The 20,600-nt window shown below is 71.0% G+C and carries 18 protein-coding genes; 5 read left to right on the forward strand and 13 right to left on the reverse strand.

What is annotated here, in order from left to right; all coding sequences use genetic code 11:
* Positions 1 to 44 precede the first annotated feature (44 nt).
* The 6 genes from ACE3SG_RS03500 to ACE3SG_RS03525 form a co-directional block, all read right to left on the reverse strand.
* Positions 45 to 1,064: a Rieske 2Fe-2S domain-containing protein gene (locus tag ACE3SG_RS03500; protein ID WP_374562588.1), complete on the reverse strand. Its 1,020-nt coding sequence runs from the start codon at positions 1,062 to 1,064 to the stop codon at positions 45 to 47.
* A gap of 31 nt (positions 1,065 to 1,095) precedes the next feature.
* Entirely contained in the window at positions 1,096 to 2,874 is a 1,779-nt protein-coding gene (locus ACE3SG_RS03505) for an FAD-dependent oxidoreductase (protein WP_374562589.1), read from the reverse strand.
* A 656-nt stretch (positions 2,875 to 3,530) separates the two neighbouring features.
* On the reverse strand, positions 3,531 to 5,237 hold the full coding sequence (locus ACE3SG_RS03510; RefSeq protein WP_374562590.1) for a diguanylate cyclase domain-containing protein: 1,707 nt from the start codon (positions 5,235 to 5,237) through the stop codon (positions 3,531 to 3,533).
* A gap of 36 nt (positions 5,238 to 5,273) precedes the next feature.
* A complete protein-coding gene (locus ACE3SG_RS03515) occupies positions 5,274 to 6,794 on the reverse strand; it encodes a S10 family peptidase (protein ID WP_374562591.1) in 1,521 nt (506 codons plus the stop codon).
* A 44-nt stretch (positions 6,795 to 6,838) separates the two neighbouring features.
* Positions 6,839 to 7,579, reverse strand: a complete 741-nt coding sequence (locus ACE3SG_RS03520; protein ID WP_374562593.1) for a 2OG-Fe dioxygenase family protein — start codon at positions 7,577 to 7,579, stop codon at positions 6,839 to 6,841.
* Positions 7,580 to 7,880: 301 nt separating this feature from the next.
* Positions 7,881 to 9,692, reverse strand: coding sequence for a carboxyl transferase domain-containing protein (locus ACE3SG_RS03525; RefSeq protein ID WP_374562594.1), 1,812 nt, complete (start codon positions 9,690 to 9,692; stop codon positions 7,881 to 7,883).
* Between the two features lie 90 nt (positions 9,693 to 9,782).
* Here ACE3SG_RS03525 and ACE3SG_RS03530 point away from each other — a divergent pair, with 90 nt between their 5' ends.
* The gene (locus ACE3SG_RS03530) at positions 9,783 to 11,852 is read left to right on the forward strand and encodes a PAS domain-containing protein (protein ID WP_374562595.1); all 2,070 of its coding nucleotides are present in this window, start codon (positions 9,783 to 9,785) and stop codon (positions 11,850 to 11,852) included.
* On the opposite strand, the gene ACE3SG_RS03535 is transcribed toward ACE3SG_RS03530, so the two are convergent.
* The 5 genes from ACE3SG_RS03535 to ACE3SG_RS03555 form a co-directional block, all read right to left on the reverse strand.
* Positions 11,809 to 13,167 (reverse strand): ATP-binding protein, encoded by a 1,359-nt coding sequence (locus ACE3SG_RS03535; RefSeq protein WP_374562597.1) that lies wholly within the window; start codon positions 13,165 to 13,167, stop codon positions 11,809 to 11,811. The two genes, ACE3SG_RS03530 and ACE3SG_RS03535, sit on opposite strands and share 44 nt — an antisense overlap.
* Positions 13,164 to 13,886, reverse strand: a complete 723-nt coding sequence (locus ACE3SG_RS03540) for a response regulator transcription factor (RefSeq protein WP_374562598.1) — start codon at positions 13,884 to 13,886, stop codon at positions 13,164 to 13,166. The genes ACE3SG_RS03535 and ACE3SG_RS03540 overlap by 4 nt, the downstream gene beginning before the upstream one ends.
* 164 nt (positions 13,887 to 14,050) lie before the next feature.
* A complete protein-coding gene (locus ACE3SG_RS03545) occupies positions 14,051 to 14,425 on the reverse strand; it encodes a hypothetical protein (protein ID WP_374562599.1) in 375 nt (124 codons plus the stop codon).
* Between the two features lies 1 nt (position 14,426).
* Positions 14,427 to 14,909, reverse strand: coding sequence for a Spy/CpxP family protein refolding chaperone (locus ACE3SG_RS03550; protein ID WP_374562600.1), 483 nt, complete (start codon positions 14,907 to 14,909; stop codon positions 14,427 to 14,429).
* Between the two features lie 103 nt (positions 14,910 to 15,012).
* Complete coding sequence (locus ACE3SG_RS03555; protein WP_374562602.1) at positions 15,013 to 16,005, reverse strand: DUF72 domain-containing protein; 993 nt, start codon at positions 16,003 to 16,005, stop codon at positions 15,013 to 15,015.
* Between the two features lie 98 nt (positions 16,006 to 16,103).
* Here ACE3SG_RS03555 and ACE3SG_RS03560 point away from each other — a divergent pair, with 98 nt between their 5' ends.
* Both ACE3SG_RS03560 and ACE3SG_RS03565 read left to right on the forward strand, forming a co-directional pair.
* On the forward strand, positions 16,104 to 16,523 hold the full coding sequence (locus tag ACE3SG_RS03560) for a YchJ family protein (RefSeq protein ID WP_374562603.1): 420 nt from the start codon (positions 16,104 to 16,106) through the stop codon (positions 16,521 to 16,523).
* A gap of 17 nt (positions 16,524 to 16,540) precedes the next feature.
* On the forward strand, positions 16,541 to 17,590 hold the full coding sequence (locus tag ACE3SG_RS03565) for a histone deacetylase family protein (RefSeq protein WP_374562604.1): 1,050 nt from the start codon (positions 16,541 to 16,543) through the stop codon (positions 17,588 to 17,590).
* Between the two features lie 79 nt (positions 17,591 to 17,669).
* Here the strand turns inward: ACE3SG_RS03565 and ACE3SG_RS03570 are convergent, their stop codons facing one another.
* Positions 17,670 to 18,215, reverse strand: coding sequence for a hypothetical protein (locus ACE3SG_RS03570; RefSeq protein ID WP_374562605.1), 546 nt, complete (start codon positions 18,213 to 18,215; stop codon positions 17,670 to 17,672).
* 149 nt (positions 18,216 to 18,364) lie between these two features.
* Between ACE3SG_RS03570 and ACE3SG_RS03575 the strand changes: the two genes are divergently transcribed.
* Positions 18,365 to 19,117 carry a pseudouridine synthase gene (locus ACE3SG_RS03575; protein ID WP_374562606.1) on the forward strand — a complete coding sequence of 251 codons (753 nt, stop codon included), beginning with the start codon at positions 18,365 to 18,367 and terminating at the stop codon, positions 19,115 to 19,117.
* 124 nt (positions 19,118 to 19,241) lie between these two features.
* Positions 19,242 to 20,123 carry an EamA family transporter RarD gene (rarD, locus tag ACE3SG_RS03580; protein ID WP_374562607.1) on the forward strand — a complete coding sequence of 294 codons (882 nt, stop codon included), beginning with the start codon at positions 19,242 to 19,244 and terminating at the stop codon, positions 20,121 to 20,123.
* Between the two features lie 64 nt (positions 20,124 to 20,187).
* Here the strand turns inward: rarD and ACE3SG_RS03585 are convergent, their stop codons facing one another.
* Complete coding sequence (locus tag ACE3SG_RS03585; protein WP_374562856.1) at positions 20,188 to 20,568, reverse strand: VOC family protein; 381 nt, start codon at positions 20,566 to 20,568, stop codon at positions 20,188 to 20,190.
* Positions 20,569 to 20,600 lie beyond the last annotated feature (32 nt).

Consider the following 20,600-nt stretch of genomic DNA (forward strand, 5'->3'; position numbering starts at 1 on the left):
GCTCCTTCAATAGACGCAGGGGTGCGGTGGCGGGTTCGATGGGGTCATTGCCGGACGAGCACCAGCTTGCGCGGCACGATCTCGTGGCGCTTGGCCGGCCACTCGCCGCCCCGGGCGAGCGCGAGCAGCCGGCGCGCCAGCAGCGGCGGGTAGTCGGCCGGCACGTGGCGTTCGAAGTCGGCACCGCCGCGCTCGTAGTTGCGCTGGGCGCTTTCGAGCAGCACGCGGTCTTGCTGCAGCGTGGCGTTGTCGCTGCCCATCCACTCGACGCCCTGGGTGCGGTCGCGCTGCTGCATCAACCACTCGACGCGGGTCAGGCCCGGGCCGCGGCTGACCATGTGCAGCACCAGGTAGAAGTTCGACTTCACGCCGCGCTGGAACACATACAGCCGATCGGGCAGTTCGAACTCGAGGTACGAGGCGACCTTGTCGTCGAGGTGGCCCGGGGCCTCGGGCCCGGCCGAGGGCGGATAGAACACCGCCAGGCCCTGCTCGGTGGTGCGGACTTCGTACTCGTAGTCCTTGAAGCCGAACATCTTGTTGAGGAAGTAGCCCCAGTGCGTGCCCGCGTGTACGAACGGGATGTGCGAGGAGTCGAGGATGTTGTCGAACAGCAGGTCGACATCGCAGGCCGACTCGATGACGCCCTGCGTCCAGCCGTGCGCTTCGAGCCCACGGATCGCGGGCGGCCCGGCGGTGGTGGGCGGCTGGTCGCCCATCCAGACCCAGACGTAGTGGTCTTGCTCGACACACGCAAAGCTGCGCACCTTGAAGCCCGACGGCACCGGCGTGCCGCTGCACAGCGAGGGCACGTGCACGCAGCGCCCGCTGCGGTCGTACTGCCAGCCGTGGTAGCGGCAGGCGATGCAGCCTTCGGCGGTGAGGCTGCCGAGCGACAGCTGCACGCCGCGGTGGCAACAGCGGTCTTCGAGCGCGCAGGGCTGGCCCTCGCGGTCGCGGAACAGCACGATCGGCTCGCCCAGCACCAGTGCAGCCCGCGGGGCGTTGTCGAGCTGGCTCGATGCGCAGCCGACATACCAGTGGTTCTTGATCATTGGATTCATGTCGCGTATCTCGTTACTTCGGCGAATGCCCTCAAGCGGCCAACGCCTCCTGGTCACAGGGGGTGTCGGCCAGTCCCTCGATCGGTTGGCCGGCCATGTGCTGCGCCGCCAGGTGCGCGAAGGTCATGCCCGGCCCGAGCGTGATGCCGCCGCCCGGGCAGGCGCCGCCGAACACGTTGGCCATGTCGTTGCCCACGGCATAGAGGCCCGGGATCGGCCGGTCGTCGTGGCCGAGGGCACGGCCGGCGATGTCGGTCTTCAGGCCGACCAGCGTGCCCATGTGGCCGGCGGTCAGCCGCACCGCGTAGTAAGGCGGCTTGCCCAGCGGGCCGATGCAAGGGTTGGGCCGGTGGGCCGGGTCGCCGTAGTAGCGGGCGAACGGCGACTCGCCCTTGCCGAACAGCGGGTCGCGGCCTTCGCGGGCATATTGGTTGAACTCACCCACCGTGGCCTCCAGCGCCTGCGAGTCGATGCCGATGCGCGGTGCCAGCTCGGCGATGCTGTCGGCACGCTGCAGGTAGCCCGAGCGCAGGTGCGGTGCCAGCCGCGCGGGCCACGGCGCGATCAGGTCGCCGCAGCCGACGCGCCGCAGGCTCTGGTGGTCGCAGATCAGGTAGGCCACCGGCGCCTGGCCCTCGGGCGCGGCACGCACGATCGCCTCGGCGAAGTGGTGGTTCGACAAAGCCTCGTCGGCGAAGCGCCTGCCACGTGCGTCGACCGCCAGGAAGCCCGGGCGATGGCGGTCGTGGAAGTGACCCGCCAGTTCAGCGCCCGGGCCCGGCGGCCGCGAGACGGGTGCCCAGAACGCCGGAGTCTGCAGATGGTCGTCGATGCGGGCGCCTGATTCGAGCGCGGCACGCAGGCCGTCACCCGTGTTGCCAGGCGTGGCGAGCGACCAGTTCGCCCCATCGAGCGCCGGGCGGTCGAGGAGCTCGGAACACCACTCACCGCTCCAGCCGAAGCCGCCGCACGCCAGCACCACGCCACGCCGCGCACGCATCGTGACGAGCTGGCCGTCGCGTTCGATCACGGCACCGCAGACACGGCCGTCTTCCACCAGCAGGCGGCGCATCGGCGACGAGGTCCAGACCGGGATGCCCAGGCCGGTGCTGGCCTTCAGCAAGCGGGCCACCAGGGCGTTGCCGTTGGTCAGCCACATCGTGCGGCCATGGCGTGCCAGGTCGGCCCAGTGGCGCAGCAGGCGACGCGCGGTGTGGCGGAACGAGGCCCAGGACCGCGTCGCCTTCTGCAGGATCTTCACTTCCTTGGGCGTGTACATCATGCCCATCAGCGTCTGCGTGCGCAGCGGGGGCCGAAGCTGCCGGATCAGCGCGCCCAGTTCGCGCCCGTCGAACGGCGCGACGAAGATCGTCCGCCCGCCGAGGCTCGCGCCGGGCTTGTCGGGGTGATGGTCGGGGAAGTTCTCGCGGCAATGAAAGTGCAGGCCGGCATGGCGCTCGAAGAACTCGAGCATGCGCGGTGCGTGCGCCAGGTAGGCCCGCGCCCTCGCTTCGTCGAACTGCGCACCCATCTCGTGGCGCAGGTAGGTCAGCGCGCTCTGCGGGTCATCGGCCAGGCCCTCGCGCGCCGCAGCGGGGCTGCACGGCACCCACAAGGTGCCATACGAGTAGGCACTGCTGCCACCGACCAGCGCCTGCTTTTCGACCACGTGCGCGTCCAACCCCAGCAGGCTCGCCGCCACGGCAGCAGACAACCCGCAAGCACCAGAACCAATCACGAGGACGTCACATATTGGTGCGGCCTCGCCGGTTTTCGCGCTGGGATTAATAGTGGCGGTTTCGCGGTTCACGATAGTATTGGCTATCTATTTCAGAAATATTAAGACAAAGGTATTCCAAGCCCAGTATCAAACTGAGTTCAAAGTCATTGATTGGGTACGGAAAAAGTTTCCGCCGAATTCTTCCAGACGACACTAACCCTGCCCGGAAATAGGCATGAGGAAGCCACCGAAGGAAATACCCCCCACTCAGCCACCGAGCGCGGCTGAATACGAAGCACGGGCACTAGCCCGAGCTCACCTACGGCAAAGACACCCTCGACACCGCCTCCCAAGCACCGAAACGGTGCTCACGGCATGTAGACGCAGGAAGAAAAACGCTCAATCGATCACATCAAACACAAGGAATCTCCTGATTTCTGCTGCCATCGATGGCAGACAAATGGTGACTCAACCTGTGCGCCAGACCCTCATCACAGCGCGCTGCGGGAAATCAATGTTCCCTTTATGACAAAGGGAGACTTGACTGTTGTGACTTATGTGACTTCACTATACCGGTCGGAACTTTTTGCAACCATCCTTGCCTCTAGGGGTATTTCCTCAAACAAGGGAATTCCCCGGGGAGTAATTAGGGGGTGGTCGCCGGACCGGCCTGTCATCTTGCCCTGGTATACGCGGACCAGCCCAGTTTGGATCCCGGTCGAACCGGGGCGCCGCCCCGGCCGATTTCAGGTGGCCCGCTTGCGGCGGTACATGTCCGCATCGGCCTGCTGGATCAGCGACGGCACGTCGTCGCCGTCGCGCGGGTACAGCGCCAAGCCGATCGACACGCCGACCTGGGCGTCGCGGGCGGCGTCGATCGGCTCGCTCAGGCGCGCTTCGAGCTGGTCGGCGATGCGGCGGGCGAGCTCGACGTGGCCGACGCCGTCGAGCACGATCAGGAACTCGTCGCCGGCCCAGCGGGCCACCAGGTCGCCCTCGCGCACGGCCGTGGCCATGCGGTTGGCCAGCTCGCGCAGCACCTGGTCGCCGGCGCCGTGGCCGTAGCGGTCGTTGACGGCCTTGAAGCCGTCGACGTCGAGGAACAGCAGCGCGAAGGGCTGGCCGTCGGTGTCGCGCCGGTGTTGCTCGATGCGGTCGCTGATGCGGCGGATGGTTGCCTCGCGGTTGGCCAGGCCGGTCAGGCGGTCGGTCGAGAGCTTGTGGCGCATCGTCGCAAAGCTCTGCGCCAGGTCGCCGATCTCGTCGTGCCGGTCGATGCTCAGCGGCGTGTCGAAATGGCCTTCGCCGATCTGGCGCGCGGCCACCGCGATGGCGCGCAGGTCGCGTGAGACGACGCCCAGGCTGATCCAGCCCACGCCCACCACCGACAGCGCCGCGAGCAAGGCCAGCGCCACGCTTTGGTAGAGGTTGGCGGTCACGCGGTGCAGAAAGTCGCTGCGCGGCACCGCCACGGCGATGATCCAGTCGAGCCCGGCGTTGTCGTGCAGGCGCGCGTAGGCCACTTGCACCGAGGCGCCATCGGGGCCGTCGATGCGGCTCGAGCGGGTCGTGGCGCCCTCGCCCGCTTCGTCGATCAGCGCCTTCACGCGGGCATAGGTGGTCGCCAGCAGCGCGTCGTCCGCGGCCAGGGCGTTCAGGCGCTTGGCGGCGCCTTCGCCGTCGCGCTGCAAATGGGCGCCGCGCGAGGTGGCGATCAGGTCGCCGTTGGGCTCGACGACGAAGGCCACGCCGTGGGCGCTGGGCTGCAGGCCCTGCACGAACTCGCTCAGCTGGCGCAGCGACACATCGGTGGCCACCACGCCGCGCATCTGGCCGTCATGGCCCAACACCTGGCGCGTGCGCGTGGCCACCAGCTCCTGGGTGCGAAAGTCGATGTAGATCGGCGACCAGCTGTCGCCCGGCCGCGCCTTGGCGGCCTGGTACCACGGCCGCTGGCGCGGATCGAAGACCTTGGCCTCGGGCAGGCCGTCGTGCAGCACGCCGCGCGGCCCCTCGAAGCGGAACAGCGTGCGCGGCCCCTCGCCGCGCAGGCGCAGCCGCAGCTCGGCCGCTTCGCTGCTGTCGCGCCACAGGCCGAAGAAACGCCCCTGCTCGTCGCCGTAGTAGGCGTAGTTGTTGAGCTCGCGGTGCACCGAGGTGGCGAGCCAGAAGCGCAGCCGCAGCTCGCTGAGCACCGGCTCGATCTCGTCGGGCGCCGGCTCGCCGGCCGGGAAGGCGATGTCCAGCACGCGGCTGGACGCCTCGAGCTGCTGGTCGACCGCGCGCCCGATGCGGCCCACGGTTTCGGCCAGCAGCCGCTCGGACAGCTCGTCGACCGCATCGCGCCCGGTGCGGTACGACAGCAGCCCCAGCACCACCGCCAGCCCCAGCACCAAGGCCACGTACGGCAGGGTGAGCAGCTGCCGCAGGCTGAGCCAGCGGAACGGGTGCATGGACTTGTCTGGTTAGCTGGTTGGCTGGTTGACTGGTTAGTGAGGCAGCGCGGCCAGCCAGCCGGCGAGGTCGCTCTTCAGCTGGCGGATGTCGGCTTCGCGGGTGTACATCATGTGCCCGGCGCCGTAGTAGCGGTGCGTGATGCGCGCGCGCACCTCGGCGTTGATGTCGAGCTGGTCCAGGCTCCAGTCGGTGGCGCTGTAGGGCGTGCCGAGGTCGAACTGGCCGCTGGCGACGAACACGCCCAAGTGCGGCAGGCGCCGCAGCGCGCGGGCCAGGTCGGTGCTGGTGCAGGTGTAGCTGTTGCCCTGGCTGTCGCCGCGGTTCCAGTGCCAGGCCTTGTGCGCCTGCTCGGACATGGGCACATACACGCGCTCGACCGAGCCCTCGGCCTCGCCGATGCCCAGCGTGCTGCGAAAGTAGTCCATCGCCGCCATCGTGTAGGGGGCGACCAGCGCGTCGATCGACGGGTCGAACTCCCACTCGCGCTTGCGGTCGGGGCCCATCGGGCCGGCCACCCGCGCGTCGAGCCGGCCCAGCACCTGGCCGCGGTCGCGCAACAGCTCGTGGAAGTAGCGAAAGTCGGACACGCGCAGGTGCATGTGCTCGACCACCGCCGCCGGCAGGCCGATCAGCTCGCCGATGCGCTTGGCGATGCGCGCGCGCTCTTTGTCGGACAAGGTGGCGCCGCGGTGCAGCGCGCTCAGGTAGTCGCTGTGCACGAAGTCGAGCGCGGCCTGGCGCGCGGCGTCGGCCGACTGGGCCAGCGGGCCCTTCAGGCAGCCGTGGAACTGCGCGGTGCCGGCGAACGCGGGCAGGAACAGCGCATACGGCAGGTCGTTGCGGGGCGAGAACTCGAGCGCCTGGATGTCCATCGCGCACGACACGAGGATCAGGCCGGCCAGCGCCACGCCCTGCCCGCACAGCAGCTCGGCCATCGCCGCCGCGCGGGTGGTGCCGTAGCTCTCGCCGCACAGGTAGACCGGCGAGCCCCAGCGGCGGTGCCGGCCCAGCCAGGCGCGCATCGCCTCGCACAGCATCGCCACGTCACCATCGACGCTGAAGGCCTTCTTGCGCGCGTCTTCGTTGGCGGTCAGCGAGTAGCCGGTGTGCGGCGGGTCGATGAAGACGAGGTCGAAATGCTCGAACCACGACAGCGGGTTGTCTTCGACGCGGTAGGGCGGCGCCGGCATGCCGCCGTCGTCGCGCACGCGCACCCGCTTGGGGCCCAGCGCGCCCAGGTGCAAGAACATCGACGCCGAGCCGGGGCCGCCGTTGAAGGCGAAGCAGATCGGGCGCTGGGCGGCAGCGTCGCCGTCCAGCTGGTACGAGGTCATGAAGATCGCGGCGTCGGGCTCGCCGTGGGTTTCGCCCAGCGTGCCCGAGCGCACCGGCACGAAGCCGGCGTCGACCTGGTAGGCCAGCCGCTGGCCACCCAGCGTGACGCTGCCGCTGCTGCGCGCCGGTGCCTCGGCCAGCGCCTGGTCCACCGCCGCGCGCTGGCGCTTGTTCGCTTCTTCCTTCTCGGCCGCCGTGGCCTTGTGGTCTTCGCTCATCGACTATCCCTCTGCTTGTGGTGTTGGGCGGGCGGGGCAACCGGTCAGGTGCCGGGCCCTTGAAATCCGCCGGCGCGGTAGGTGAGCACCAGCGTGTCGCGATGGCCGCTGCCGCTGGGTTGCAGCGGCTGGATCGGCGTGGATTCGTGGATCACCTTGGCGTCGTCGAGCCACAGCGTGGAGAACGGCTCGCTCAGGGTGAAGCGCAGGCCCTCGCGGCCTTCGGCGGCGAAGACCCGGGTCTCGGCGCCCTTGATGCCCTCGCGTGCGATCAGCGTCACGCTGACCAGGTCGACACCGTCGCGGTGGGCGCCTTCGGGTGTCGGGCGGCCGATGCCGTCGGTGGTGTCGATGCGGAACATGTGCGCTTCGACGTACCAGGGCTGCACGCCTTTCAAGGCTGAGGCGCGCGCCGCGCCCATCATCAGCCAGCGCGCCCACAGCGGGTCGGCCACCAGCGCCTCGGGCAGCGGCTCGAAGTGCCGCTCGATCCCGCCGTGCAGCGCGTTGTATTCCACCGGCTGCCAGTGTGGCCGGTGCGGCTGCAGCCGCACCGATTCACCGTCGACGATGAAGCAGCCATGCCGACGGCGGCGGTAGCGACCACCGTCTTTCAGGTAGGCGTCGGGCGGCAGGTCGTCCCAGAACGGCAGCCAGCGCGCCAGTGCCGCCACCGGCTCGCCGAGCAGCTCTGCCGCACCCGCGGCCCCCAGAACAGAGAAACCCAGTTCGGCCAGCGCAGCGTCCTGCTCGTCCGGCGGGCAAAGAGGTGGTGAAAGCAGCATGGTGGGTCGATTGTGACAAGGCTGAGTGTCCTGTCTCAGGAATACGTGTCATTGCGACGGGCCGCAATGGGGATGATCGCGAGTCGACGAGCCGGGCAGATACCTGCTGGTATCTGCCCGGCTTGGCGGCGCTGCGAGCGCCCCATTTCGACCCGCCCGAAGGGTTCGACCAGATGGCGCCCTCGCGCGCCCGGTCCTCAGGGCAGATACGCGGGGTATCTGCCCAGCCGCCCGGCCGCGCGATCATCACCATCTGGTCGAATCTCAATGGCACGTATTCCTGAGACAGGACACTTGGCCGTTACCAGGTGTCGAGCAACCCGCGGCGCGGCGGCAGCGGTGAGCCCGCCGCCGCCTGCAGGCCACGCGCCAGCCAGGCGCGGGTGTCGGCGGGGTCGATCACGTCGTCGATCTCGAGGTGGCTGGCCATGTTGATCGCGCGGCCACGGGCCATGTGCTCGGCCACCAGTTGGTCGAACAAGGCCTGGCGGCCCTCGCCGGCCGCATCGAGCTGCTTCTTGAAGCCCAGCCGCACGGCGCCCTCGATGCCCATCGCGCCGAACTCGGCGCTGGGCCAGGCGGCGGTGGCCACCGGGGCGTGAAAGTGCCCGGCCGTCAGCGCCATCGCCCCCAGGCCATAGCCCCGGCGAAGCACCACGCTGAACACCGGCACCCGCAGCGCCGCCGCGTTGACGAACAGGCGCGCCGCGTGGCGCACCATCGCGGTCGCCTCCGAGGCCGGGCCGACCATGAAGCCGGGTGTGTCGACCAGCGTGACCAGCGGCAGGCCGAACGCGTCGGCCAGTTGCATGAAGCGGGCGAGCTTGTCGCAGGCGGGTGCGTCCAGCGCGCCGGCCAGGTGGCGCGGGTGGCTGGCGGCCAGCGCCACCGGCCGGCCCGCGATGCGCACCAGCGCCGTGATCACGCCCGGCCCGAACTCGGCCCGCAGCTCCATCACCGAGCCGGCATCGGCCAGCGTGTGGATGATGGCCCGCGGGTCATACAGCGCGTTGCGGTTCTCGGGCAGTGCGTGGCGCAGCGGCGCCTGGTCGGCCGCCTCGCCTGGCGGCAGCGGGCCTTGAAAGTAGCCGAGGTAACGCTTGGCCGCCGCCACCGCGGCGGCCTCGTCGGCCACGCGAACATCGATCACGCCGTTCGGGCCCAGCACCGACACGGGCCCCACGTCCTCTGGCGCCACCTTGCCCAGGCCGCCGCCCTCGATCATGGCCGGGCCGCCCATGCCGATGCTGGCCGAATCGGTGGCGATGATCACGTCGGCGCAGCCCAGCAGCGCCGCGTTGCCGGCAAAGCAGCGGCCGGCGACGATGCCGACCCGCGGCACCTGGCCGGCCAGCGCGGCCCAGCGGGCGAAGGTGGTGCAGTCGAGCCCGGCGACGATCGGCCAATCGACATCGCCCGGCCGGCCACCGCCGCCTTCGGCGAACAGCACCACCGGCAGCTTCAGCCGGCCGGCCAGGTCCAGCAGGCGGTCGCTCTTGTGGTGGTTGAACACGCCCTGCGTGCCGGCCAGCACGGTGTAGTCGTAGGCCATCACCGCGCAGCGCGCCCGCTCGGCGCCGAACGCGGCGGCGTTGACGGTGCCGATGCCGGTGACCAGGCCATCGGCCGGCGTCTGGGCGATCAGCTCGTCGAGCGGGCGGCGGCTGCGCTGCGCCGCCACGGCCAGCGCACCGTATTCGTTGAAGCTGCCGGCATCGACCAGGTTGGCGAGGTTCTCGCGCACCGTGCGGCCCCCGGCGGCGTGGCGGCGCGCCGTGGCCTCGGGGCGGGCCGCGTCGGTCAGTTGGTGGCGGCGGCGCTGCAGGGTCTGCAGCTCGGGGTGCGGCGCCGAGGGCGCGGCGGCCGGGGCGGCGGCCGGCGAGGTATCGGCGCTTTCGTCGAAGCGCGCCAGCGCCTCGCCCTCGCCCACCGTGTCGCCCACGGCGATGTGCAGGGCCCGCACGCGGCCGGCGAACGGTGCCTCGACCGGCACCTCCATCTTCATCGACTCGATCACCACGACCGGCCGGCCGGCGGCCACCGCATCGCCCACCGCGGCTTCGACCGCGATCACCACCCCTTGCACCGGCGAACACAGGCTGACGGATTTCATGGGCTCATTCTGGGGGCAAGTCACAGGGCCGGCCCGGCGGGCCGTGGGCCTAAACTCGCTCGACGCGCCGAGGGCGGCGCTTGAACCGCCATGACCGCCACGCCCCAGGACCCCAGCTTCGACCTCGACCAGCTGCACATGGCGTTGGACATGTCCAACGTCAGCATCTGGCGGCTGGACGTCTCGACGCAGCGGGTGCACGCCAACACGGCCGGCTTTCGGCTGCTGGGGCTCCCACCGCGGCCCGAGGGCTGGCCGGTGGACGACATGATGCTGTCGATCCACCCCGACGACCGGGCGGTGATGATCGAGGCCGCCCACCAGGCGCGCCAGCAGGGCAAGCAGGTCGAGGCGGTGGCCCGCTTCAAGCACGAAGACGGCCAGTGGCGCCAGGTGCTGACGCGGCGCATGGCGATCCGCGGCGACGACGGCCAGCTGCTGGCGTTCGTCGGCATGGCGATCGACGTGACCGCCCGGATGGCCGCCGAGCAGCGCCTGCGCGACGCGAACCAGCAGATTGCACTGATCGCCCGCACCGCCGGCATCGGCACCTGGGAGTGGGACCTACCCGAGGGCACCAGCCGCTGGGACGAGCAGATGTTCTTGCTGCGCGGGCTGACGCCGGGGCCGCAGTCACCGACCATCGCCGAGATGACGCAGCTGCTGCACCCGGACGACCGCGACTACGTGAGCCAGCAGATCCAGCGCGCGATGGGCGGGCGCGGCGCCACGCAGTACGAATTCCGCGTCATGCTGCCCGATGGCCAGGTGCGCTGGCTGGCCTCGCGCTCGGTGCCGGTGTTCGACGACCAGGGCGTGATCATCCGGCGCATCGGCGTCAACTGGGACATCACCGCCAGCCGCGAGGCCGAGGCGCAGCGCCAGGCCAAGGCGGTGGCCGAGCGCGAGAGCGAGGCCAAGTCCGAGCTGCTGGCGCGCATGAGCCACGAGCTGCGCACGCCGCTCAACGCGATCCTCGGCTTCACCGAGCTGATGCTGGCCGACGACCAGCGCCAGGGCACCGGCGCCCGGCTGGCGCGGCTGGAGCACATCCAGTCGGCCGGCCGGCACCTGCTGGCGCTGATCAACGACGTGCTCGAGCTGGCCCGCCCCGGCAGCGAGGCCGCCAACACCCACCCGCTGAGCCGGGTGCCGCTGGAAGAGCTGTTCGCCGACACCCTGCCGCTGGTCGAAGGCGCCGCGCAAGAGCGCGGCGTGACGCTGCGGCGCGACCCCTGCGCGCCGGGCTTGGCCGCGATGGCCGACGCGCTGTGGCTGAAGCAGGTGCTGCTGAACCTGCTGACCAACGCCGTCAAGTACAACCGGCCGGGCGGCTGGGTCGACCTGAGCGCACGCGCGGTGTCGCCCGGGCGCGTCTGCATCACCGTGCGCGACGGCGGCCACGGCATGTCGGCCGAGGCGCTGGAGCGGGCGTTCGAGCCCTTTCACCGCGCTGCCGAGCGGCAGCCCGGTGTGCCCGGCGTGGGCATCGGGCTGGCGGTGGTGAAGACGCTGATGGCGCGCATGGGCGGCGAGGTCACGGCCCGCAGCACGCCCGGCCAGGGCAGCGAGTTCGAGCTGTGGCTGGGCCGGGCCGACGACGAGGCGGCCGCGGGCCATGCCGGCTTCACGCTGGTGGAGCAGCTGCCTGCGCCACCGATGCCGGCCGCGGCGTTGCCGGCACCGGCACCGGCACCGACGTCAACGCCTGCCGCCCTGCCCGCCGCACCACCAGCGCCCGCCCCCGAGGCGGCGCCCGCCGGCACGCTGCCCCCCGGCGCCACGCCGGTGCTGCTCTACATCGAAGACAACCCGGTCAACGTGATGATCGTGCAAGAGCTGGCCGAGCGCCGGCCCGGCCTGGTCTTTCATAGCGCACCCGACGGCGGCAGCGGCCTGCGCAAAGCGGCCGAGCTGGCGCCGTCGCTGATCCTGCTGGACATGCAGCTGCCCGACCTGCACGGGCTGGAGGTGATGGCCCAGTTGCGCAAAGACCCGCGCACGCTGCGCATCCCGTGCATCGCGCTGTCGGCCAACGCGATGCCCGAGGACATTCGCCACGCGCTGCAAAGCGGCTTTGCCGACTACTGGACCAAGCCGCTGGACTTCGGCATCTTCAACCAGGCGATGGACGCGCTGTTCCAGTCCACGGCAGGCTGAGCACCACGCGCAGCCCGGGGTCGGCGGCTTCGAAGCTCAGGCTGCCACCGTGCGCCTGGGCGATCAGCCGGCACAGGTACAACCCGAGCCCGACCCCGCCGGTGGCGCGCTGGCGGGCGGCATCGGCGCGGTAGAACGGCTCGGCCAAGCGGGCCAGCACCTCGGGCGGCACGCCGGGGCCGTGGTCGCGCAGCGTCAGCGTCAGCCGGCCGTCGGCCAGCGTCGCGCGCAACTCGGGCGGCTGCTGCGCATCCGAAGCGTGGCGCAGCGCGTTGTCAATCAGGTTGCGCAGCAGCAGCGTCAGCCGCGTGCGGTCGACCTCGGCGCTCGGCAGATCGGGCGGCAGGTCCACCGACAACGGCTTGCCGATGAAGGGGCCGGCCTGCAGGTTGGCGATCAGCACCGCCAAGTCGGTCGGCTCGCGCTGCAACGCCACGTGCGGCTGCGCCAGGCGCTCGCTTTCGAGCAGGCTGGTGACCAGGTCGCGCATCTCGGCCAGGTCGCGCAGCAGCGCGTCGCGCTCGGGGCCGTCGGGCACCAGCTCAGCGTTCAGCCGGGCGCGCGTCAGCGGCGACCGCAGCTCGTGGCTGATGGCCAGCAGCAGCGCGCGCTTCGCATCGAGCATGCCCGACAGATCGGCGGCCATCGTGTTGACCTGCTCGGCCAGCTCGCCGAGCTCGTCGTGCCGGTGCAGCGTGATCGGCTGGCTGAAATCGCCGCGGCCGAAGCGCTCGACACCGAGGCCGATCTCTTTCAACGGCCCGAACAGGTGGTGCGCGAGCTTCCAGGCCACCGCCGTCAGCATCAGCAGCACGGTCAGCGTCATCCAGCCGATCATGCGCGGCCGCTGCATCCAGGCCTGCGCGTCGAGCCCGAAGCGGATTCGGTGGCCGTCGGCCGTGGTGCGGATCAGCAGCTCGTGCGGGTGCTCGTCGAGCACCGGCCCCAACCGCGGCGGCGCCGAGCGCCAGTGCACCTGCGGGCCGTCGATCTCGATCGTCAGCGGCAGCCGCGCCGTCAGCGCCTTCGCGCGCTCGATGTCGGGCGGGCTGCCGAGGTCGGCGGCCAGGCGGTCCACGTAGTCGACCACCAGCGGCTTGACCACGTCGCGCCAGCCGGTGCTGAACGCGCGCTGCATGCCGAACATGAAGGTGCAGCTGATCGCCAGCGCCAGCGCCAGGAACAGCACGATCAGCCGCAGCCCCAGCGAGTGGCGCATGCGCTGGTGCCAGCGCCGGTGCCAGCGCGGGTCGGCGCAGGCGCTGCGGTTGGCGCGGCAGGCAGGGCGCGGGGCGACTCTGGCAGCGGCTCTCATAGGCTGCCGTTCACCGCCGGCGCGCCGGCAAATGCGTAGCCGGCATTGCGCAAGGTCTTGATGCAGTCCAGCGGCTCGAGCTTGCGGCGCAACCGCGAGACCAGGATGTCGACCGCGCGCGTGGCGAGCTCGGCGTCGTGGCCACGCAGGCGGTTCAGGATCTCGTCGCGGCTGAAGACCTTGCGCGGCTCGCTGGCCAGCAGCGCCAGCAGCTCGAACTCGGTGCCGGTGAGCTCGACCACGGCGCCCTGGCGCCGCACTTCGCGCCGCGCCAGGTCGATCGAGATCTCTTCGAAGCACAGCTGGTCGGGCGGGTTGGACACGGTCGGCGAGGTGGCCGCCGTCACGCGGTGGCGGCGCAGCACGGTGTGCAGGCGCGCGGCCAGCTCGCGCGGCTCGAAGGGCTTGGGCAGGTAGTCGTCGGCGCCGAGCTCCAGCCCCACCACCTTGTCGGGCAGCTCGCCGCGGGCGGTGAGCATGATCAGCGGCAGGTCGGCCATGGCCCCGCTGCTCTGGCGGATCGTGCGCAGCAGCTCGAACCCGTCCATCTCGGGCAGCATCACGTCGAGGATGGCGGCGTCGAAACGCTCGTCGCGCAGGCGTGCCAGCCCGAGGCTGGGCCGGCCCGCCCAGGCGAGCTCGAAATCGAAACGCTTCAGGTAGGTGGCGAGCGGTGGAGCGAGGTGCTCGTCGTCGTCGATCAGCAAAATGCGGGGCATGTCGTTATCGTCGCACGGGCGGTCAGCCCTGCGTTCCCTCCGGTGGGCAGCGGTCTGCCGCTGCCCACCTCGTTACCACACGTGCGGCCAGCGCTGGGCCGCTCCCGAGCGGCCGCACACCCACTTGGGGGGTGGTTGCGGTACTCCGCAACCGGGGGCGCCAGTCACCAACGGATTTCTCGTCGCGCCCAGCGCGTGCCGACAAAGAACAAAGTGCCGGCCAGTGCCAGCACACTGCCCATCGCGGTCCAGATGGCGGCCACGTCGCGCACCGGCAGGCGCCGCGCCGCGACCGCCAGACCGCCGACCAGCAGCAGGCCGAGCACGCCGGTGATGACCTGGCCCGCCGACCGCGGCAGCTGCGGCGCCCACAGCGCCCACAAGGCCAGCGCGGCCAGCACCAGCATGCTGACCGCGTGCCAGGCCACGAGGCCGCCGTCGGCCGGTGGCGCCGCCGCGTCCAGCAGCAGCGCCAGGCCACCGACCAGCGCAATCGCCAGTGTGATCAGCGCGCGGCCGATCGGTCGGTGCGGCCACATCTCAGCCTCTCCAGCCGTGGTGGCCGCCGCGGGCCATGAAGTCGCGCAGCTTCTGCTGCTGCTCGGGCTTCAGGCTGTCGAAGAAGGCGGCGGCCGCGGCGATCACCGCGGGGCTGGCGGTGCGCAAGGCCTCGGTCTTTTCGAGCACCAGGCTTTGCGCGCGGCTGGCGTCGAAGCGCTCGCCGGCGATCAGCGCCTGCAGCTGTTCGCGCGGGTTGCTGCCTTGGGGCATGAAGGTCTGGCGCTGGGCGTGCAGCGTGTCGGCCAGGGCCACCAAGTGCTGGCGCTGGGTGGCGTCGAGCGACAGCTCGCTGCTGGCGCGGTCGATGATCTTGTCGCGGAACTTGGCCACGTCGGCCTCGCTCATCGCGCCGTGACCGTGCCAGCCGCAGCCGCCGCGCACATTGCTGGCGAAGGCCATGCCGCCGAGCGCCACGCTCGCGCCCAGGGCCGCAATCAGGGTGTTCTTGATCCAGTTACGCATGGTCGGCTCCTTTGACAGCCAATGGGAAGTTCAGGTGTCCCCATCGTGCCGGCCGGGCCGCCGCGCGTCCTTTCGCCGGGGTATCGGCGTGTTTCGTTTCTTGTCAGGCGACCGGCCCACCCGGCCATTCATACGCTTGAAGGATGCGCGCCAGCTTCTGCGCGGCGCGGATGCCCTGGTCTTCGTAGTTCACGTTGAGCAGCACCTGCAGCTCGAACGCCTCGTCGGCCAATGCCTCGATGCGCCCGGCCAGTTCGTGCAGTTCGTCGTCGGCGTACTCGTAGTTGAACCGTTCGGACGAGGCCGACAGGCCCTGGCCGGTCCAGGTCTCGGCGTTGCGGCCATGCAGGCGGACGATGGCCAGCTGCGGGTTCGTCACCGCCCACACGGCCTGCGCGAAGTTGCCCACGCCCTGCGGCTCGTCGACCACCACATGAGCCACGCCCAGCCCACGCTCCCAGGCCAGCGTGTGTTCGGCCTGCTTGTCGCCCAGCCATGTCTGGTTGCGAAACTCGACCGCCAGCAGGTGGCCGGCCATGCGCTCGACACAATGCTCGACATGCGCCCGCCAGGCCGGCTCGCCGGTGACCCACGGCGCGAACTGAAAGTGCACCGCGCGCAGCTTGCCCGCCGCCTTCAGCGGCGCCAGCGCCGCGATGAAGCGCCGCCACAGCTCGTCGCGCATCTCGGCCGGCACATCGGCGTAGTAGTAGTTCTTCTTGCGCCCGGTCAACGGTGGCAGCAGCGGCTTGATGTCGGGCGGAAAGACCTGCGGCGGCGTCTGGTGGCCGGTGAGCAACCGGAACGCCTTGACGTTGAAGACAAAGTCGGCCGGCGTGCGCTGGGCCCACAGCCGGGCATGATCGGGCTCGGGCATCGCGAAGAAGCTGCTGTCGACCTCGACGATCGGGAACTGGCTCGCGTAGTAGACCAGCCGCTGCTCGGCCGTGCTGCAGCCGCGCGGGTAGAAGGTCTTGGCCTTGATCAGCGACGGGTCGGTCCAGCTGCAGGTGCCGACCCGCACGTTGCCGCGCCGCCCGACCGGGCGCGGTGCCTCGGCGGGGAAGAGTTCGGCCTGGGCGGGCTCGTAGGTCACGCCCCAGTCTGCGGCGAAGGCGGGCCGAGATCAAGCGCCCACCCACCCACCGCCGGGCCTGGCCCGGCCCGGCGCCGGCTTGCGGCAAGATGCCGGGCATGTCCACCCCCTGCCCTTGCGGTCGCCTGGGCCGCGACCAGCGGCCACTGGCCTACGAGGCGTGCTGCGCGCGCTGGCACAGCGGCCCCCTGCAATACCAGGCCCCCGATGCCGAGGCGCTGATGCGCTCGCGCTACAGCGCCTATGTGCTGGGCCTGGCCGACTACCTGCTGGCCACTTGGCACCCGAGCACCCGGCCGGCCACGCTGGAGCCGAACGAGCCGGGGCTGAAGTGGCTCGGCTTGGAGGTGCGCCGCCACGCGGTGCAAGACGCCCGGCACGCCACGGTCGAATTCGTCGCCCGCAGCAAGCTGGGCGGCCGGGCGTTCCGGCTGCACGAGACCAGCCGATTCGTGCGCGACGAGGCCAGCGAACGCTGGTCCTATGTCGACGGTGACCTGCATTCCCGAAACACTTGAACACGAGGCCTGCGCCGATGCTGATCTACGCCAACCCCCGCCACGCGCTGCACGACGGGCGCCACGAGATGTTCCGCGGCCGCCTGGTGCCCTGCCACGAAACGCCAGCCCGGCTGGACCATGTGCTGGCCGAGCTGGGCCGGCGCCCGGTCGGCGAGCTGTGCGACGCACCGCCGGTGCCTCGCGCCACGCTGGAGCGTGTGCACGCGCCGCGCTACCTGAACTTTCTGGCCAACGCCTGGGCCGAGTGGGTGGCGCTGGACCCGGCGAACGCCGAAGTCGACGCGCTGCCCTCGACCTGGCCGGTGCGGGGCTTTCGGCACGATGTCGAGCCGGCCAATTTCTCCGCCCGCATGGGGCTGTATTCGTACGACGCCGGCACGCCGCTGACGGCCGGCACCTGGGCCGCCGCCGAGGCCGGCGCCGCCTGCGCAGTGGCCGCCGCCCAGGCCGTGGGCCGCGGGCAACGCGCCGCGGTGGCGCTGACCCGCCCGCCCGGCCACCATGCCGGCGCCGACTTCTTCGGCGGCTACTGCTTCTTGAACAACGCGGCGCTGGCGGCCCAGTCGCTGCGCGACGGCGGCGCCAAGCGCGTGGCGGTGGTCGATGTCGACTACCACCACGGCAACGGCACGCAAAGCCTGTTCTACGGCCGCTCGGACGTGCTGACGATCTCGATCCACGGCGACCCGCGCACCGAGTACCCGTTCTTCCTGGGCCACGCCGACGAGCGCGGCGAAGGCGACGGCTTCGGCTTCAACCTGAACCTGCCGCTGCCGGCGGGCACCGGCTTCGTCGCCTGGCGCACGGCACTGATGGCCGCGCTGCAGCGGGTGACCGATTTCGGCGCCGACGCGCTGGTCGTCGCGCTCGGGGTCGACACCTACGAAGGCGACCCGATCTCCCGCTTCACGCTGGGCAGCGGCGACTACCTGCAACTGGGCCGCGACCTGGCCGCCGCCGGGCTGCCGACGGTGTTCACGCTCGAAGGCGGCTACGCGGTGGCAGCGATGGGGGTGAACGTGGTCAACGTGCTGGAAGGCTTTGCCTTGGCCAGCGCCGCCTGAGGCAAGCAGCACGGTCTGAAATGCGAAAGGCCCGGCAGTGCCGGGCCTTTCTGTGTCGGGGCTGGCGAGCCCGGCCGCCTCAGGCGACGAACTCTTGCCGCACCTTGGGCGACATCAGGCGGCGGATGACCCAGGCCAGCAGGCCGCAGGCCCCGAGCGTGACCACGCCCGACAGCACCTTGGCCGCGGTGGCGAAACCACCGAACACGCCGACCGCGCCCATCGGCAGCGGGGTGTCGCGCAGCGTGGCGTCGACCAGCGACTGCACGAACTCGTGCTGCAGCCACAGGCTGGCCAGGTTGGCGGCGATCGCCACCACCACCAAGCCGATAAAGGCACGGCGGGCCCATTCCAGGCGCATCAGCAGGCCCACCGCCGCCACCAGCAGCGCCACCGCCAGGATCAGCCCGGTGCCGGTGACCCACGGCAGGTAGCTCAGCATCATCCCGCTGACCAGCGGCATCGGCTCGGACTGCACCGCCGAATCGAGCGCCGGCAGCCACGACGCCAGCGCCGCTTGCTGGATGGCCCCGAATGCGCAGGCCACGGCGGCCATCACAATGGCGGCCCAGGCGGTGAGCGTGACGAAAAGCGAGCGGTATCCGAGGTAGTAGGTCTGGGGCATGGCAATCTCCAGTGCGGTCGCATCATGACGACTGCACGTGTCCGCCATTTTTCCGGGCGCAACCAGACGTGTCATTCCCTCGAAAGAGGGTTCTCCCTAGGACGTAGGATGCGCGCGCCACGCTGCGTCGCGGTCACCCCACACTCACTGTGACCAGTCACGCCGAACTGCAACTTCTGTATCGCGACGACGACCTGCTGGTGATCGACAAGCCGCCGGGTCTGCTGGTCCATCGCACCGGCCTGGACGCGCACGAGACCGACACCGTGCTCGAGCGACTGCGACACCAGCTGGGGGCCGACCTGCCTGCGGGCCTGGGCCCGGCCCACCGGCTGGACAAAGGCACCTCGGGCCTGCTGGTGCTGGCCTGCCATGCCGATGCAGCCCGCGCGCTCGGCGCGGCGTTCGACGAAGGTGCGGTCACCAAGCGCTACCTCGCGCTGGTGCGCGGCTGGCCGGCCGAGACCATCGACCTCGACCACCCGCTGGCCCGCGACCCCGAGCTGCCGAGCACCGGCCAGGTGCAGTTGCCGGCACGCACGCTGTTCCAGCGGCTGGCGCGGGTCGAGTGGCCGTTCGCGGTCGACGGCCGCCACCCGACCAGCCGCTACGCGTTGGTCGAGGCCCGCCCCTTGAGCGGCCGGCGCCACCAGATCCGCCGCCACCTGAAGCAGCTGGCCCACCCGATCGTCGGCGACGCAACGCACGGCAAGGGCCCGCACAACCGCGCCGTGGCCGCGTGGCTGGGCATCGGCCGGTTGTGGCTGCACGCGGCAGCGCTGGCGCTGCCCCACCCGGCCGATGGGCGCCCGATGCACTTCGAGGCCCTGCCCGGGCCCGACTGGCAGGCCTTGCGGGCCCATGGCCCCTGGCAGGACGATCCACCGCCCCGCGGGGCGTAGACCGCGGGGCCGGCGCCGCGCCAGCGTGCAATGCACCCACGCGAGCGTGGGGCGGCATGGCCGCCGACAATCACCGGCGATCCCGCAGCCCCCCACCCCGGCGCTCGCCCGCCGCCCCCGCCCCATGCCCACCGGCCTGCTTGCCGCCGCCCTGTCCTACGCGTTGTGGGGCCTGTTCCCGCTGTACTTCCACCAGGTGGCTGAGGTGCCCGCGTTCGAGATCGTGCTGCACCGGTCGGTCTGGTCGCTGGTGTTCGTGCTGGGGTTGCTGACGGTGATGCGGCGCTGGGCCTGGGTCGGCGGCCTGCTGCGCCAGCCGCGCACGCTGCTGGTCTTCGGCGCCAGTGCGCTGCTGCTGTCGACCAACTGGGTGGTCTACGTCTGGGCGGTCAACAACGGCCGCGTGATGGAGGCGAGCCTGGGCTACTTCATCAACCCGCTGGTCAACGTGGCGCTGGGCATGGTGTTCCTGCACGAGAAGCTGCGCGCACCGCAGCGGTGGGCGCTGGCGGTTGCCGCGGCCGGCGTCGCCTGGCTGACCTGGACGGCCGGCGTGCCGCCGTGGATCGCGCTGGCGCTGGCCTTCAGCTTTGGCCTGTATGGCCTGCTGCGCAAGACCGCGCCGCTGGGCGCGCTGGAGGGCCTGGCGCTGGAGACCGCGCTGCTGGCGCCGCTGGCCGTGCCAGCGCTGGCCTGGCTCAGCAGCCATGGCGGCGCACTGTCGCATGCCAGCCCGGCCACCTGGGGCTGGCTGCTGTTCGCCGGCCCGCTGACCGCCGTGCCGCTGCTGATGTTCGCCTACGGCGCGCGCCGCGTCACGATGGCCACGCTGGGCCTGCTGCAGTACCTGGCGCCGACGATCCAGTTCGCGCTCGCGGTCTGGGTCTTCCACGAGCCGCTGAAGCCTGAACGCCTGGTCGGCTTCGTGCTGATCTGGATCGCGCTGGCGCTGTACAGCGCCGAGTCGCTGTGGCGGCTGCGACAGCCGGCGCCGGCCACGGCCTGACGGCACTCCCACTGGCGCGGGCCGTGGCGGATGGCGGTGGTGCCCCACCGCCGGGTGCCCCAGGTCACATCAGGTCTTCGTGCAGGCAGAGGATGTTGCCCTCGGTGTCTTCGAACCAGGCGGCCTTTTCCGAGCCCAGCACGCAGACGTGGCCGACCGTCTTCAGGCCCGGCAGGTCGTAGTCGGCAAAGGCCACCCCGCGCGCCGACAACTCGGCCACCGCCTTGCCGATGTCGGCGACGCGGAAGCTCAGCGCCGTGTGCGTGGCCTGCGTGCCCTCGGGCTTCGGGAACAGCGCCAGCTCGGTGCCGCTGCAGCGGTAGATGAACTTGCCGTCGGGCTTGGCGCCCATCGGCGTCAGGCCCAGGCGCTGTTCATAGAAGGCCCGGGCGCGGGCCAGATCCTTGACCGGCAGCATGCAGGTCACCAGGCTTTCGTCGAGCATAGACATCACGCTCTCCTCGGGCGCGGGGTGCG

It is taken from the genome of Ideonella sp. (assembly GCF_041914305.1).
Classification (GTDB): domain Bacteria; phylum Pseudomonadota; class Gammaproteobacteria; order Burkholderiales; family Burkholderiaceae_C; genus Ideonella.